The following is a 16721-nucleotide window of genomic DNA, read 5'->3' on the forward strand; positions in this document are numbered from 1 at the left end:
GCGTTCTTCACTGAATCCAAAGCCACAATCACCTCGGTCTTCCAGGTCGATGCATAGCGCAAGACACCTCAGTCTGCCCTCTCCCTCCCAGAGGGTGAGGGGACTGATTGGGGGATGCTCGAGATCGACGCCAACCTGAGCGTTCTTCACTGAATCCAAAGCCACAATCACCTCGGTCTTCCAGGTCGATGCATGACGCAAGACACTTCGGTCGGCTCCCTCTCCCTCCGGGAGAGGGCTGGGGTGAGGGGCTTTTGATCCCAGCGTGATTAAACAGGCTGCAACTTCTGCTCAAACACTGCTACCCCATCCAGATCCCGCAACACCACGCTCATCTCCCCGCTCTGCGCTTCAATATTCACCTCACCAAAAAACTGAAACCCGGCAAACGGCGAGGTGTTCTGTGCGGGCGGTGCTTTCTCGAACACCACCTCAGGCCCGAACGTCTTGTCCAGTGGATTCGGCCCGAAACTGCCGGCATTCAGCGGCCCGGCGACAAATTCCCAGAACGGTTCGAAATCCTGAAACGCGGCGCGGTCCGGGTGGTAGTGGTGCGCCGCGCAGTAATGCACGTCCGCCGTCAGAAACACGAAATTGCGCACTTGCCGCGCGCGCAGAAAGCCGAGCAATTCGGCAATTTCCACTTCACGCCCCTGCGCCGGGCCGGGATCGCCGTTGGCCACGGCTTCCCAACGTGCAACGCCCGGGCTGACCTCGCCGTCCGGGACGCCAAGGCCGATAGGCATGTCGGCGGCGATGACTTTCCACTGCGCCTTCGACGCCTGCAATTCACGCTTGAGCCAGTCCAGCTGTTCACGGCCGAGAAACGGTTTTACCACGCCGAGGTTGTCGTCGTTGGCCTCGCGATAGCTGCGCATATCCAGCACGAATACGTCGAGCATCGGCCCGTAGCTGAGCTTGCGATAAATGCGCCCGCCGCCGTCCGCCGCTTGCAAACGCATCGGCGCATATTCCAACCATGCCTGCCGGGCGCGACCCACTAGCTTGTGGATATCTTTCTCCTGATAACGCTCATCCAGCTGCTTGCCCGGCGACCAGTTGTTGACCACTTCGTGATCGTCCCACTGCCAGATCTGCGGCACTTCGGCGTTGAAGCGGCGGATGTTTTCGTCCATCAGGTTGTAGCGATAGTTGCCGCGATAATCGTCGAGGGTCTGCGCGACTTTGCTCTTGGCTTCGGTGGTGATATTGCGCCAGATGCGCCCGCTTTCGGTGGTCAGTTGCGCGGGCACCGGGCCGTCGGCGTAGATGGTGTCGCCGCTGTGAATAAAGAAGTCCGGCAGGCGCAGGCGCATGGCTTCGTAGATGCGCATCCCGCCGATGTCCGGGTTGATCCCGAAGCCCTGGCCGACAGTGTCACCGCTCCAGACAAAACGAATGTCGCGTTTTGTCGTTGGCACGCTGCGCAGATGGCCGAACCACGGTTCGCTGGCGACGCCGCTCTGCGCATCTTCGAAGTGCACGCGATAGAAGATTGCCTGGTTGGCCGGCAGGCCGGTGAGTTCGACGCGGGCGGTGAAATCGCTGCGCGCATCGGCCAGTGGCGAGACGAATTTGCGCGGGTTGCCGAACAGGCTGCCGGTGTCCCACTCGACCACCATGCGCGCCGGGCGATCGCTGCGACTCCAGATCATCGCGCGGTCGCCGAGCAGGTCGCCGGACTGCACGCCGTCGGTGAGCTGCGGACGATCCTTGACCGAGGCAATCACCGCCGGCGCCAGCCCCGGCAGCAACAGCCCGGCGCCGACCGCTTGCATGACGCGACGCCGACCGAGATTGAAATCGCTCATGGTGTTCTCCCTGCAAAAGGGAAAACTTAAGCATGCCTATATGAACTCGCCATGACACCCTTAACCATATGGGAGCGAGCTTGCTCGCGAAAGCGGTGTGCCAGTCTACATACATGTCGCTGGTAGATTGCATTCGCGAGCAGGCTCGCTCCCACAGGGATTTGGTGTTGTCGGTCAGGCCTTGGCGGGTTCCAGCGGTAGTTCGACAGCCTCAGGCCGTTTGAGCAGCGCATATACCACCGCCGTTACCAGGCTCCCCGCGACGATCGCCAGCAGATACAGCAGCGCATGGTTGATCGCATTCGGGATCGCCAGCACAAACAAGCCACCGTGCGGCGCCATCAGTTTGCAGCCGAAGTACATCGACAAGGCGCCGGTCAGCGCGCCGCCAGCGATGCTCGCCGGGATCACCCGCAGCGGATCTTTCGCGGCAAACGGAATCGCCCCTTCCGAGATAAAGCACAGGCCCAGCACGAACGCCGCTTTGCCGGCCTCGCGCTCGGTCTGGGCGAACTTGCGCCGGGCAATGAAGGTGGCGATGCCCAAGCCAATCGGCGGCACCATGCCGGCGGCCATGGTCGCGGCCATCGGTGCGTAACTCTGCGAGGCCAGCAGCCCCACCGAAAACGCATAGGCAGCCTTGTTGATCGGCCCACCGAGGTCGACGCACATCATGCCGCCGAGCAACACGCCGAGCAGAATCGCGTTGGTGGTGCCCATGCTGTCGAGGAACTGGGTGAGCGCGGCGAGCATGCCGGCGACCGGTTTGCCGACCACGTAAATCATCACCAGACCGGTGACCAGACTGGCCAGTAACGGGATGATCAGAATCGGCTTCAGCGCTTCCAGGCTCTGCGGCAATTTCACATAGCGGGCGATGGCTTTGGCGGCGTAACCGGCAATGAAACCAGCAATGATCCCGCCAATGAATCCGGCGCCCAGAGTGCCTGCGAGCAAGCCGCCGATCATCCCCGGCGCAAGGCCCGGGCGGTCGGCAATCGAGTAGGCGATGTAACCGGCCAACAGCGGCACCATCAGCTTGAACGCGGTGTCGCCGCCGATCTGCATCAGCGCCGCCGCCAGCGTGCCTTCTTCCTTGTACGCGGTGATGCCGAACACGAACGACAACGCGATCAGCAAACCACCCGCCACCACCATTGGCAGCATGTACGACACACCCGTGAGCAGGTGCTTGTAGACGCCGGTTTTCTCGGACTTGGCCGGGGCCTTGCCGTCGCTTGCCGCACTTTCCACTGCGCCTTCGGCCAGGGCTTTTTTCAGGGTCGCTTCGGATTGCTTCAGGGCTACGCCCGTGCCGCAGCGATAGATCTTTTTGCCGGCGAAACGCTCGGTGGCGACGTCGATATCCGCCGCCAGCAACACCACGTCAGCCTCGGCGATGGCCGTTGCGCTGAGTGGTGTTTTCGCGCCGACCGAGCCTTGGGTTTCGACCTGCAACTCATAACCCAGACGCTTGGCAGTCTGCTGCAACGCTTCGGCGGCCATGAAGGTGTGGGCGACGCCGGTCGGGCAGGCCGTGATGGCGACGATGCGTGGCGCACGGGGCGCATCGATCGCCGGTTCGACTGCGCTGGCCACGTAGACTTCGGCCTCTTCGGCACCACGACGCAGCACCGCTTCGACATCCTGCAAGGCCTGCGCCGGAGCGATCTGGAACACGCGCTTGCCGACGAAGCGACTCATGTCCACCGCGCCAGTGGTGACCAGCAAGACCCACTCGGCGGCTTCGATGGTCGCCGCCGACAATTCGCGTTCCGGGTGCGCCGGATCGACCACTTCAACGCTGGTGCTCCAGCCCTGACGCTGCGCCGCTGCATCGAGCAGACGCGCGCACAGCACACTGGTAACCATGCCGTTCGGGCAAGCCGTAACAATGGCTAACTTCATCACAAACCCTCTTATTGTTCTGTCAGGGGGCGCACGCGCACGCCCTGTTCGAGCTGCGCCAGTTGCGCAGCGTCGTTGATGCCAAAACCGATCTGGGTCACCGCCATTGCCGCAATCGCGGTGGCGGTGCGCAGGGTTTGCTCGGGGGTGTCGGCGCTGAGCAGACCGTGGAGCATGCCGGCCAGCAATGAATCGCCGGCACCAACCGTGCTGGCCACGCTGACCTTCGGCGGCGAGGCATGCAGGGCCGAGCCGACACTGAACCAGTTGACCCCGTCAGCGCCGTGGGAAATCACCACGTGCTCGATGCCTTGGCCGTGCAAACGTGCGGCGGCTTGTGCTTCGGCGATCGGCGACACCACTTCGCAGCCGAGGGCGTGGGCCAATTCTTCGGTGTTCGGCTTGATCAGCCAGGGGCTGGCCTGCAACGCCGCGCGCAAGGCTTCGCCGCTGGAATCGAGGGCGACTTTCAAGCCGAGCGCGTTCAACCGTTCAATCAGCTCGCGCAACCACTGCGCGGTGACGCCACGCGGCAGACTGCCGGCGACCACCGCCGCATCGTGCCCCGGTGCGATCTGCAGCAAGCGATCAAGCAAGGCTTGCTGCGCCGTTGCATCAACCACCGGGCCAGGCCCGTTGATGTCGGTGATGCGCCCGTCCTGTTCGGCGACTTTGATGTTGCTGCGCGTCTCGCCCGGCACGCGGATGAACGCGTCGACGAAACCGCGCTTGGCGAACAGGGTTTCGAACGCTTGCTGATTGTCTTCGCCGAGAAAGCCGCTGACGGTGACCTGATGGCCAAGATCCGCCAGCACTTGGGCGACGTTGACGCCTTTGCCCGCAGCGTGGGTGTGCATCTCCTCGCTGCGATTGACCTGACCGGCATCCAGCCGTGACAGCTCGACGGTGAGGTCGAGTGCCGGGTTGAGGGTCAGGGTAAGAATCTTGGCCATTTACAGGGCCTCCACTAATGCGCGCACTTCATTCGCGCTGCCCACGGCCAGGGCCTGTAGAGCGAGGGTTTGCGCCTGGGTCAGGCTGAGTTCACGGATGCGCGCCTTGACTTCGGCAATGCTGCGCCCGGACACGCTGAGCTCGTCGACACCGAGGCCGACCAGCACCGGCACCGCCAGCGGATCTGCCGCCAGTTCGCCGCAGACGCCCACCCATTTGCCATGGGCATGGGCGGCGCGCACGGTGATGTCGATCAGTTGCAGGACCGCCGGGTGCAAGCCGTCCGCTTGAGCAGACAGGGTCGGGTGACCACGGTCGATGGCCAGGGTGTATTGGGTCAGGTCGTTGGTGCCGACGCTGAAGAAGTCGACTTCCTTGGCCAGCACTGGCGCAAGCAACGCGGCCGACGGCACCTCGATCATGATCCCCAATTGCAGGTCGGCGACTGGAATTTCCAGACGCAGGCGTTCGGTCATGTCGCGGGCCTGGCGCCATTCTTCGACGCTGCCGACCATCGGGAACATGATCCGCAGCGGACGGTTGTCGGCCGAGCGCAGCAAGGCGCGCAGTTGCGCTTCCATGATCTGCGGCCGCTGCAGGGTCAGGCGGATGCCGCGCACGCCGAGGAACGGGTTTTCTTCCTTGGCGATCGGCCAATACGTCAGCGGTTTGTCGCCGCCGACATCGAGCGTGCGCACCACCAGCGGCCGTCCAGCCAGACCATCGAGGACGCGACGGTATTCGGCTTCCTGGGTTGCCTCGTCCGGTGCCTGCGGGTGGGCCATGAAAATCAGTTCGGTGCGCAGCAGACCAATGCCTTCAGCGCCCTGCTCCACCGCGCTGGTCACGCCTGCGCTTTCGCCGATGTTGGCGAACACTTCGACGGCGTGGCCGTCGGTGGTGTGTGCCGGTTGATGGCGTTGTTCGGCGGCGATCTTCAGGCGTTGCTCGCGGGTGTCGCGCTCTTCAGCGGCACGCTTGAGGGTCGCGGCATCGGCGTCGACATGCAGACGGCCACGCTGACCGTCGAGCAACAGCGGCGTGCCCGGCTCGAGCAACAGCACCGCTGCACCCGCGCCGACCAGTGCTGGAATACCGAGCGCGCGGGCGACGATGGCGCTGTGCGCGGTAGCACCGCCGCGCGCGGTGAGAATCCCCGCCACTCGCGCAGGATCCAGGCGCGCGACATCGGACGGGCCGACTTCGTCCATCACCAGAATGTACGGTTGCTCGGGTTCATTCGCGGTCTGCACGCCACACAATTGCGCCAGCACGCGACGACCGATGTCACGCAGATCGGCGGCACGCTCGGCGAGCAAAGCGTCCTGCAGCGATTCCTGCTGTTTGGCGGCGGCTTCGATCACTGCCATCCACGCCGCTTCGGCGCTTTCGCCTTGCTTGAGGCGGGTGTCGACTTCGTCGGTCAGATCCGGGTCGTCGAGCATTTCCTGGTGAGTGATGAAAATCTCGCGAATCGCCTTGGCCTTGCTGCGTTCGATCAAGCCTTGGATGTCGCGGCCCACGTCGCTCAGCGCTTGCTTGAGGCGCTCGCGCTCGATCGCGGCAGATTCGCCGCGCAACGGGTAATCGATGGCTTGCAGCACCTGAATGTGCGCCGGGCCGATGGCGATGCCCGGTGCGGCGGGAATCGCCTGCAACAGGCTGCCGGAGGCCGGAGCCACCAGCACCTCGGCGATGTCGGCAATCACTTCGCGCTGCTGACTCACGGCCGGCAGCGGCTCGACTTCCTCACCGAGGCCTTCTTCAATCGCCGCGAGCAGGGCCGGCAAGGCATCGGCGGCGATGCTCGGCTCGGCGATCAGCTCCAGCACCTGACCGCGGCGGGCACCGAGACTGAGCAGTTTGCTCAGGCTCTTCACCGACACGGCGCTGTCCTGGCTGTCGACGATGCGCACACGGATTTCGCCGTCAAAACTCTTCGCCAGTTGCGCAAGAATCTTCGCTGGTCGTGCGTGCAGACCATGGGCGTTGGCCAGGGCAATACGTGCACTCGGCCAGTCGGCCGGCAGTTCACCGCCGAGCACTTCGAGGACTTTGCGGCTGCTGGTGGCGCGGCCGAGTTCGTGGCCGCGACCTTCGATCAGCAACGCGCACAAACGCTCGAGCAACGCCTGATGCGCTTCGCCCAGACTGGCGAGGCAGAACAGTCCGCTGAGCGGCTGGCCGAGGTAGCGCATCGGTTTGTCCGGGGTGACGAACGCCAGTCCCGGACGCTTCACGGTCTGCTCGCTGTGCAGCCACCACAGGCCATCGCCCAGTGGCAGCGCTTCGACTTGCTGCAACACGCCGGCAAAGCCGTTGCTCACACAATCGGCCTGACGCAGCAGACGTGCGCCGCGCCAGACCAGTTCTTCGAAATCGTCGGCCGACACGCCGAGGCCGATCATCTGCGCATCCAGCGCCAGTTCCTGCGGCGCGCCTTGCAACAGTTTAAGCAGCGCTTCGGGGGAGCTGGCGCGACGCAAGGCCTGGCCCAGATCGGTCTCGCCGAGGGCGCGGGTCAGCAGTTGCAGCAGGCGCAGGTGTTCGTCGGATTTCGCCGCGATGCCGATGGCCAGATAAACGATCTGGCCATCGCCCCAATCGACACCATCAGGAAACTGCATCAGGCGCACGCCGGTGGCGAATACCTGATCGCGGGTTTCCGGCGTACCGTGGGGAATGGCGATGCCTTGACCGAGAAAGGTCGAGCCCTGGGCTTCCCGGGCCTGCAGGCCGGCGAGGTAGCCGTCGGCAACCAGACCGTCGGCGACCAGATGACTGGCCAGCAATTGCAGGGCAGCGGGTTTATCCACGGCCGACTGGCCCATGGATATCTGCTCTATAGTGAGCTCGAGCATGCGATCTCCTTTTTGGCGCAGTTCAACGCCAGGTATTGTTTTGAATGGTTCACAGCTTAGGCGCTCTGCCGCGCTTTTCAGCGGCAGTTTTGGCGGTTTCACGGCAGGACCGGCCAAAGGCGTCTAAAACGTAGAAAATACGCTTGCTGAAACGTTTAATCTAGATTGATCGGCACGTTACTCGATAATGTCTCATCCTTGAAGTCCAACTGGTCGGATCTGCCCAGGCAATAAGTCGACTGCCCTTATCGGGTAGGATTGGCGAAAATGTCGCGGCATGCTCGAAAAAACAAGGAAATACCGGGTTGAAACTCAGTGATATCGCGCGGTTGGCCGGCGTCTCCGTCACCACCGCCAGCTACGTCATCAACGGCAAGGCCGAACAGCAACGCATCAGCAACGCGACCGTCGAGCGCGTGCGCGCGGTGGTCGATCTGCACGGCTTCACGCCCAATCCGCAAGCGGCCGGCCTGCGCAGTCGGCATACGCGCACCCTGGGTTTTATCCTGCCGGATCTGGAAAACCCCAGTTACGCGCGGATCGCCAAGTTGCTCGAACAAGGCGCGCGGGCGCGCGGTTATCAATTGCTGATCGCCAGTTCCGACGATGCGCCGGACAGCGAGCGCCAGTTGCTGCAACTGTTCCGCGCCCGCCGTTGCGATGCGCTGATCGTCGCCAGTTGCCTGCCGGCCGGTGATGACAGCTATCGCCAGTTGCAGGCCAAGGGTCTGCCGATCATCGCCATCGACCGGGTCATGGAACCGGAGCATTTCTGCTCGGTGATCAGCGACGACCGCGAGGCCAGCCTGCATCTGACCCAGAGCCTGCTCGATCCGCAGCCCAAGCAGATCGTGCTGCTCGGCGCCCGCCCGGAGCTGAGCATCAGCCAGGAGCGTGCCGCCGGCTTCCGCGAGGCTCTCAAAGATTTCAAAGGTGAGGTGCTGGTCGAGCACGCCGAGTCGTTCAGCCGTGAGTGCGGCAAGCAACTGATGGAAGAACTCCTGCAGCGTCTGGGGCATTTGCCTGACGCGCTGGTGACCACCTCCTACGTGCTGCTGCAAGGCGTGTTCGATGCGCTGCATGATTTCCCGCTGAAATCGCGGCCGCTGCGCCTGGGCACGTTCGGCGACACGCAGTTGCTGGATTTCCTGCCGCTGCCGGTCAACGCCATGTCCCAGCAACACCAGTTGATCGCCGACAAGGCGCTGGAACTGGCCCTGGCAGCCGTCGAGCAGGACGACTACCAACCGGGCGTGCAAGCCATTGCGCGAACTTTCAAGCAGCGTATTCATCGGGACTGAATCGTGGAGCTGATCGACAGCCACACCCACCTCGACTTCCCCGACTTCGACGCCGATCGCGCGGCGCTGCTGGCAGAAAGCCGTGCCCTCGGCGTGCAGCGCATCGTCGTGCTGGGGGTGCATCAGGGCAACTGGCAACGGGTCTGGGATCTGGTGCAGAGCGATGCCGATCTGTACGCGGCGTTCGGATTGCACCCGGTGTTTCTCGATCAGCATCGCCCCGAGGATTTGCACGCGCTGGGTGACTGGCTGAAGCGCTTGCGCGGGCATCGGCAGCTGTGTGCGGTGGGCGAGATCGGTCTGGATTATTTCATCGAAAACCTCGATCGCGAACGGCAACAGGCGTTGTTCGAAGCGCAGCTGCAACTGGCCGCGGACTTCGAGTTGCCGGCGCTGATCCACGTACGCCGCAGCCACGCAGCGGTGATCGCCACGCTCAAGCGCTTCAAGCTCAAACGCGCCGGCATCATCCACGCCTTCGCCGGCAGCCGTGAGGAAGCACGGGAGTACATCAAGCTCGGGTTCAAACTGGGTCTCGGCGGCGCACCGACCTGGCCGCAGGCATTGCGCATGCATCGGGTCCTGCCGGAACTGCCGCTGCAATCGGTGGTGCTGGAAACCGACTCACCGGACATGGCCCCCGCCATGTTCCCCGGCCAGCGCAACAGCCCGGCGCATTTGCCGGCAATCTGTGCGGCGTTGGCCGAGCTGATGAATATCACGCCTGAACAACTGGCCAACGCCAGCACCGCCAACTGCTGCGAAGTCTTCGGCTGGTAACACCGCCGTCCCCTGTGGGAGCGAGCCTGCTCGCGAAAGCAATCTGTCAGTGACATCGTCAGTGCCTGACCCGCCGTCTTCGCGAGCAGCCTCGCTCCCACATTTTTGATCCGGTTCCAGCCTTTTCAGACACGAAACGCACTGATCAGCTGTTTGAGCTCAACCACCTGCGCCGACAGCGCACGGCTGGCATCTTCGGTCTGGTGTGCACCTTGTGCTGTGCGTTCGCCAGCGCGATTGATCTCGACGATGTTCTGGTCGATGTCATGGGCCACGGCGGTCTGCTGTTCCACGGCAGCGGCGATTTGCTGGTTCTGGTCGACAATCATGCCCACCGCGCCAAGAATGTTCTCCAGCGCCTGCTGGACTTTTTCCGACTGGCCCACCGTGCCATTGGCCATCTGATGGCTGACGCCCATGGCCTTCACCGCCGCGCCGACGCCGCCATGCAGTTTGGCGATCATCTGCTCGATTTCTTCGGTCGATTGCTGGGTACGCTTGGCCAACGTGCGCACTTCATCTGCGACCACGGCAAAACCGCGCCCCTGCTCGCCGGCCCGCGCGGCTTCGATAGCGGCGTTGAGCGCCAGCAGGTTGGTCTGTTCGGCGATGCTCTTGATCACCTCAAGCACACGGCTGATCGACTGGCTGTCGCTGGCCAGTTGATTGATCACCAGCACCGACTGGTCGATTTCGCTGGCCAGTGCGGCAATGCTGCCCTGTTGCGATTCCACCAGGCCGCGCCCGCTGAGTGTTTCGTCATTGACGCTGTGGGCGCTGCTCACCGCAGCGGCGGCACTGCGCGCGACTTCCATTGAGGTCGCCGACATCTGGTTCATCGCCGTCGCCACTTGTTCGATCTGCGAGCGCTGCCCAGCGACAGCCTGATTGCTCTGCGCCGAGACGCTTTCGACCTGCACGGCCTGGCGCTCGACCTCGCCGACGGTATGCCCGACACGTTCGATCAAGTCGTGAATCTTCTTCACCGTGCCGTTGAACACCTCGCCCAACTCGCCCAGTTCATCGCGGCTGCTGGCCTTGAAGTTGACGGTCATGTCACCGGCCGCGACCTTGTCCATCATCGCGCCCAGGCTTTTCAGGGTGGTGCGGGTCGAGGCGTAGAAACCGCCATAAAGATAGAAAATCAGCACGAACACCACCGACAGCGCCGAGGCTTGCAGAATCATGTGCGTGCGGTTCTGTGCCAGACGCTGCTGCAACTGGTTGTCGAGGAATTTCAGCGTGGCCTGATTGAGCTGGTAGGTGTTTTCCATCAGCCCGGTGACCTGATCGTAGAATGCCTGCCACGGCGCATCGAGGGTGTCGGCCATCACCACTTGTTCTTCAAACAGCTCGCTGGCCTGCTTCAGCGAGGCCTTGCTGGTGTCAGCCTGGGCACTGAGGGATTCGCGTGCGGCGTTGCTGGAGCCGAGGGCGTCTTGCAGTTTCAGGGCGTACTCGGCCTGGAGTTTTTCGATCTGCACCAGCAGCTCGTCAAAACGCGTGCTCGAGGAACTGTTGAGAAAGCCCTGGCCCAACGAATACGAGCCCATCGCCCGGCCTTCGCCGAGAGTTTGCGTGACGCTAGGGGTAATCAGCGTGACCAGTTCGCTGAGCTGACGAATGTCGCTCTGGTTGTCGCGGCTCAACCCGGCCTGACTGGTGATGATCTGGCTGAAAATCTGCGCATTGGCCAGCAACTTGCCGATCAACGCGCTTTTGCTTTGCAGCGAAGTCTCCGCCTGCTGGGCCTTGAACGCGGCGATCATTTCATCGCGCTTGGCCTCGAACTGCTTGATCTGCTCGGGATCTTCGGTCATCGCCGTCAGCCCTTCGAGGCGCGCGAGCACAGCCTGCTCCAGCGTCTGGATCTGCGCTTCGACATTGCCGGCCTTGCCGGACTGGCCGAGGGTGACATCGATCTGCACCAGATTGTTCAGGGTCTCCAGATCCCGACGCAGGGTCAGGCTGCTGCCCAGCAGGTCGAGACTTTGCAGTTCGACGCGGGTGCCCTGAAATTCGCGATAGGAGTCGCGTACCAGATAGAAATTGGTCACCAGCATCGGCACCAGGAACAGCACGCTGATCAGGCTGAACTTCATGCCGAAGCTCAGACGGTTCATCAGCGAGACGGCGGGATAGAGCAAGCTCTTCACTGGAAGTCTCCCTTGGTTTTTCTTGTTTTTATTGGCAGGCGCGGGACGACAGCAGATAGCCACTATCGGGCGCTATCTCTGTATAGCGTAAATCGGCGGGAGGTTTTGTAACTTATGGTTACTGATGCATGGTGGAACAGGGTTTTCAGGGCTGCGACGCAGCCCATCGGGGATAAATCCCCTCGCCACAATGAGTTTCACGCTGGCTTATCAGTGAACCAGAACCGTCCACAAGGCAAACCCGGCATACCACAGCACCGCCGCGCGCAGCAGCAGTTCCCACAGGCAATCGAGGGTGTTGATGCCGTCCGGGCCGACCACTGGCGGTGGAACTTCCCCGGCTGCCAGGCCGACCTTGTTGATCAACTGCGCAGCGCTGATGTTCCAGTTCAGCAGCTCATGCAGCATCACCCGGCTGACCGCGACGAAGTTGCCGACCAAGGCCAGACTCGCCGCCAGCAAACGCACCGGCACCCAATCGAAGGCATGACGCAACTGCGCAGCACGCTCGACCAGCGCCGGATTGCTGCCGTGCTCTTCGGCCAGCGCCAGCAAGCGATAGGCCAATGCCGCCACCGGACCGAGGAGGAAGTACCAGAAGATCACCGCAAAAAAACTCTGATAGGCCTGCCACAGCAGATGCCCCTGCACTTGTTCAAGCAATTGCTCGCCGCTGTCGGCGCAGATGTCCAGGTCGCGCTTGGCCACGTGGGCCGCCGCTTGCAGATCCTCACGGCGCCAGGCGTCGCGGAACGGTCCGAGGCCGCCGAGCAGGTCGCCACGCCCGAGGCTGTAAATCACCACCAGCAAATGCACCGGCAGCGCCAGCAGACCGTACGCCACCGGTTCCAGCACCAGCAGCAACAGCGCCAGCAACGCCACCGGGCACAGCACCAGAATCGTCAGCACCAGCCACGGTTGCCTGGCCAGCCGTTTGCTGTTTTCGAGTTTGTGCAGTTCGCGGATCCATCCGCCGTCGCGTTGAAGCCGATGGCGCAGGGCCGAAAACTTCTCGATCCACACCGCCAGCAGTAACACCAGAAAACTCATTGTCCTTCCTCTTTTGCCAGGGCTGCGCGGTAGCGTGCCCAGTCGAATGCTGGTCCCGGATCGGTCTTGCGCCCCGGAGCGATATCGCTGTGGCCACAGATACGCTGAGCGGTGATCGCCGGAAAACGTTTCTGCAACTGCCGGGTCAGCGCAGTCAACGCGCGATATTGCTCGTCGGTGAACGGCAGATCATCGGTGCCTTCCAGCTCGATGCCGACGGAAAAATCGTTACAGGTTTCACGACCCTCGAACACTGAAACGCCTGCATGCCACGCCCGCGCAAGACAAGAGACAAACTGGGTGACCTTGCCGTCACGTTCGATCAGAAAATGCGCCGAGACGCGCAGGTCAGCGATGCCTGCAAAGTACGGGTGTTCGGTGACATCCAGACGATTCTGGAAAAATTCCTGCACCTTGCCCGTGGCGAATTGCGCCGGCGGCAGGCTGATGTTGTGGATGACCAACAGGGACACTTCGCCCGCCGGGCGCTCATTGAAGTTGGGCGACGGGCAGATCTGCACGCCATGACACCACCCGCTCGCGGGATCCAACTGCATACCGATTCCTTCAACGCCGACCATGTGGGCGCCCAGTATGCCGCGATCCGCCCCCGCCGCGCGATCACTTGCCGCGATTGAGTCGCCGCAGGTCGCCCAGCACCGATTCCAGTGCGCGGTCGAACAGCAAGGTGTCATCCAGCGCACGCGCGGCGCCACGGCTGAAAGCCAAGGCGAGGTCGGTGCGGCTGTGCTCCAGCACCTTCGTCCCGGTGCGGTCGACGAAGACATATTTGCCGGTCTCTTCGATGATCGCGGCGAGTTTGCAACGCAAGCTCTGTTCGTCGTCTGCGTCGAACACCACCCAGTGGCCCACACGCAACTGCTCGACCTGAGACAGACCGGCAGCGTCTTGCGCCAGGCGCGGCGCCGGGGTGGCTGCTGCCTGGTCGGCACTGTGCTGCAAGACCTCGGGCGTGACTTCCATCAGCGGCATGGCGCTGTGCTCGGCATCGTCGGAACGTTCCAGCACGCGTACGTGCAGAGCCTCCAGCTCACTGAAAAATTCGCTGGTGGCAAACGGGTCGAACGCGGTGCTGCTCAGGCCATCGCGCAGTGACTTGAGCAAACCCGGGACCAGTGCCAGCAGGCGCAGGCTGGATTCGCCGTCGTCATGGCGCTGCACGCTCCAGACCAACTGTTCCATGGTCTGCACGTCGGCGTGCCATTCGGCAGACTGATCGCCATGCTTGAGGCAGGTCAGCAACAGCACTTTGCTCCAGGCCTGCTGGACGAAACTCACCACCGTCGCCGGCAGCACTTTGCCCAGTAGCGCCTGTTGCAACGCCTGCGCGACACGCCGCTGAGCCAGCTCGGCCCTCGCCCGGCCTTCCTCGGCGTCCCGCAAGCGTTGTTCCAGCAGTTCAGTGCGACGGCGTTCTTCCTGAGTGAAGGCGAGGAAGTCGGCGAGCAGTTCGGAGAAGATCGCCGGGTCGTCGACAAACTCGCTCAGCAAACGCTGCACCACTTGCTCGATGCGCACGTAGAGGCTGTCGCGCTCAGCGCCGTCGCAATCGCTCCAGCCCATTGCGGCCTCGGCGATTTCGTTGAGCAGGCGCCGCGCCGGGTGCGTGCTGCGGCTGAAGAAACTCTTGTCCAGCACGGCGACCTTGAGCATCGGAATCTGCAATCGGCCGATCAGCGCCTTGAGCGCGTCAGGCACGTTGCGATCGTCGAGGATGCAGTCGAAGACCATGGCGATCAGGTTGATCACATCTTCGTCAGCAGTCGCGACGACGCGGGAGCGGCCACTTCTGACGCTGACCCGGGTCAGCAGTTGTTCGAGCTGATGGCGCAGATCGAAATCCTCCTGAGCCTCCAGCGCCGGTACGTATTGCTGCAAGTGCGACAACAACCGCAGCAGGTCGCGGGTGTTGATCGGATGCGCCGGGGCGCCGGGCTCCAGGGTCGGTGTGACGCGGCCGCGCACCTGGGCGAGCAATTGCTGCATCGCTGCGAACACTTCCTCGATGCCTTCGTCCGCTGGCGGCTCGTCGAGATCTTCAATCAATGTGTCGCTGTCCGCAGGCTCGACCATGCGACGAGCCACGGCGGGCTTCAGATGTGGCAACACGCCGGTCGCGAGCAACAGCTGATTGGCTTCGCCATACAGCTGCTCGGTGTCAGCCAGCACGTAACGTTCGAACAGCTTGAGCAGGATCAGCTTGACCTTGATCTCGACGCCGAGGTTACGCCCGGCCTGCAGGAAATATTCGCAGAGCATCGCCGGACTCAGCGGGTTGTGCTGATCGTCCAGACGCTTGCCGAGCATCGAGCTGAAGCGTGCGGTCAGTTGATCGAGAGCGAAGCCGTCGCGCTTGAGCACGCGACTGACCATGGTCTGCACGGCGACGGTACGCTCCATGGCATCGGTGCGCGGCGCCGACTCTTCGACCACCGGCGTGCGTGGCAGGGTGTTGGCGGCGGGGTCGTATTGGGTAAGGCCGGCGAAGGCTTCAAAGAACAGTTCAAGAAAGCCGCGCTCGATATTCTTGCGCTTGAGGCGCAGGTCGCGCATGGCTTCGAAAAAGATGTTCTGATCGACGTCGTTGCGCGCCCGGTCGGCCATTTCGAACAGCGTGTCGTCGGCGTTATCGAACAGCTCCTGCAAATCGTGGCGCAGCTGCTGCGCAGCCTTGTCGCGAACCTGCAACAGAATCACCGGCAAGCGGGCAAGCGGCGAGTGGTCCGCCAGATCGGCAGTCGCCCGGTGCAAAGGCACCACTTTCCCGTCGTTGCGCATCCAAGCCTCCTGGAACGGTGATTCGGTTCGTCGCTTTCGACACTGCCCCAGCGGAGTCGTTCGTCAAAGCCATGACGTCAAATACAAGGCGGATTATCTGGCAAAAGAGGTCGACGATGCTATAGGCCTCAGGGTTTCCCCTATACGTCATACACCTCGCACTCAGCGCAGGAAAATCGACCAGATGCGCCAGGCACGCACGTTCTCGCCTTGGGTTGGCTCACGCCCTGCCCCTATAATCGAACCACTTTGTTTGTGGAGTCCGTTATGCCGAATCTACGTCTCGCCGATCTGACCGCCGAAATCGAAAACAACGTGCGCCGTGCGTTGCTCGAAGACGTCGGCAGCGGCGACATCACCGCGCAACTGATCCCGGCCGAACGCCTGGCCAAAGCCACCATCATCACCCGTGACGACGCCGTCATCTGCGGCACCGCATGGGTCGATGCGGTGTTTCGCCAGCTCGATCCGCGTGTGGCGGTGCATTGGCAAGTGGTCGACGGCCAGCGGGTCAAAGCCAATCAGCCGCTGTTTCATCTGGAAGGCCCGGCGCGCTCACTGCTGACCGGTGAACGCAGCGCGCTGAACTTCCTGCAGTTGCTGTCCGGCGTGGCGACGCGCGCGCAGTACCTGGCAGACTTCGTCGGCGAGACGCAGGTCAAGTTGCTCGACACCCGCAAAACCCTGCCCGGCCTGCGTCTGGCACAGAAATACGCCGTAACCTGCGGCGGCTGCCACAACCATCGCATCGGTCTCTACGACGCCTTCCTGATCAAGGAAAACCACATCGCCGCCACTGGTGGCATCGCCGAAGCCGTGGCCGCCGCACACAAGATCGCCCCGGGCAAACCGGTGGAGATCGAAGTGGAAAGTCTTGAAGAGCTGAAGCAGGCGCTGGAAGCCGGCGCCGACATCATCATGCTCGACGAACTGAGCCTGGACGACATGCGCGAAGCGGTACGCCTGACCGCCGGCAAAGCGAAACTGGAAGCCAGCGGCGGCATCAACGAAAGCACGCTGCTGCCGATCGCCGAAACGGGCGTGGATTACATTTCGATTGGTGCGATGACCAAGGATGTCAAAGCGGTGGATCTGTCGATG

11 protein-coding genes are annotated in these 16721 nt (G+C 62.8%); 3 read left to right on the plus strand and 8 right to left on the minus strand.

The genetic code is table 11. The features are described 5' to 3' along the window. Nucleotides 1-269: 269 nt before the first annotated feature. From D8U82_RS03120 to ptsP, 4 genes are all read right to left on the minus strand, one after another. Nucleotides 270-1811: an alkaline phosphatase D family protein gene (locus tag D8U82_RS03120; RefSeq protein WP_130901643.1), complete on the minus strand. Its 1542-nt coding sequence runs from the start codon at nucleotides 1809-1811 to the stop codon at nucleotides 270-272. Nucleotides 1812-1985: 174 nt separating this feature from the next. Continuing rightward, entirely contained in the window at nucleotides 1986-3719 is a 1734-nt protein-coding gene (locus D8U82_RS03125) for a PTS fructose-like transporter subunit IIB (RefSeq protein WP_095180358.1), read from the minus strand. Nucleotides 3720-3730: 11 nt separating this feature from the next. Next, nucleotides 3731-4672, minus strand: a complete 942-nt coding sequence (gene pfkB, locus D8U82_RS03130; RefSeq protein ID WP_123443374.1) for a 1-phosphofructokinase — start codon at nucleotides 4670-4672, stop codon at nucleotides 3731-3733. Further along, nucleotides 4673-7534, minus strand: coding sequence for a phosphoenolpyruvate--protein phosphotransferase (gene ptsP / locus D8U82_RS03135; RefSeq protein WP_130901644.1), 2862 nt, complete (start codon nucleotides 7532-7534; stop codon nucleotides 4673-4675). 305 nt (nucleotides 7535-7839) lie between these two features. Here ptsP and cra point away from each other — a divergent pair, with 305 nt between their 5' ends. Together cra and D8U82_RS03145 are read left to right on the plus strand one after the other, a co-directional pair. Beyond that, on the plus strand, nucleotides 7840-8835 hold the full coding sequence (gene cra, locus D8U82_RS03140) for a catabolite repressor/activator (protein ID WP_110646628.1): 996 nt from the start codon (nucleotides 7840-7842) through the stop codon (nucleotides 8833-8835). A gap of 3 nt (nucleotides 8836-8838) precedes the next feature. Next, nucleotides 8839-9615 (plus strand): TatD family hydrolase, encoded by a 777-nt coding sequence (locus D8U82_RS03145; RefSeq protein WP_130887759.1) that lies wholly within the window; start codon nucleotides 8839-8841, stop codon nucleotides 9613-9615. A 125-nt stretch (nucleotides 9616-9740) separates the two neighbouring features. Here D8U82_RS03145 and D8U82_RS03150 read toward each other — a convergent pair whose 3' ends face one another. The 4 genes from D8U82_RS03150 to D8U82_RS03170 form a co-directional block, all read right to left on the minus strand. Next, nucleotides 9741-11771 (minus strand): methyl-accepting chemotaxis protein, encoded by a 2031-nt coding sequence (locus D8U82_RS03150; protein ID WP_130901645.1) that lies wholly within the window; start codon nucleotides 11769-11771, stop codon nucleotides 9741-9743. A gap of 210 nt (nucleotides 11772-11981) precedes the next feature. Continuing rightward, on the minus strand, nucleotides 11982-12821 hold the full coding sequence (gene ampE, locus D8U82_RS03160; RefSeq protein ID WP_076565795.1) for a regulatory signaling modulator protein AmpE: 840 nt from the start codon (nucleotides 12819-12821) through the stop codon (nucleotides 11982-11984). Continuing rightward, on the minus strand, nucleotides 12818-13378 hold the full coding sequence (ampD, locus tag D8U82_RS03165) for a 1,6-anhydro-N-acetylmuramyl-L-alanine amidase AmpD (protein ID WP_125927175.1): 561 nt from the start codon (nucleotides 13376-13378) through the stop codon (nucleotides 12818-12820). The genes ampE and ampD overlap by 4 nt, the downstream gene beginning before the upstream one ends. 64 nt (nucleotides 13379-13442) lie before the next feature. Then, nucleotides 13443-15620, minus strand: coding sequence for a DUF1631 domain-containing protein (locus tag D8U82_RS03170; RefSeq protein ID WP_130901646.1), 2178 nt, complete (start codon nucleotides 15618-15620; stop codon nucleotides 13443-13445). 267 nt (nucleotides 15621-15887) lie between these two features. On the opposite strand from D8U82_RS03170, the gene nadC reads away from it, so the two are divergent. Next, a partial coding sequence (gene nadC, locus D8U82_RS03175) for a carboxylating nicotinate-nucleotide diphosphorylase (protein WP_130901655.1) occupies nucleotides 15888-16721 on the plus strand: 834 nt, incomplete at its 3' end.

This window comes from Pseudomonas sp. Sample_23 (assembly GCF_004307595.1).
GTDB classification, from domain to species: Bacteria; Pseudomonadota; Gammaproteobacteria; order Pseudomonadales; family Pseudomonadaceae; genus Aquipseudomonas; species Aquipseudomonas atacamensis.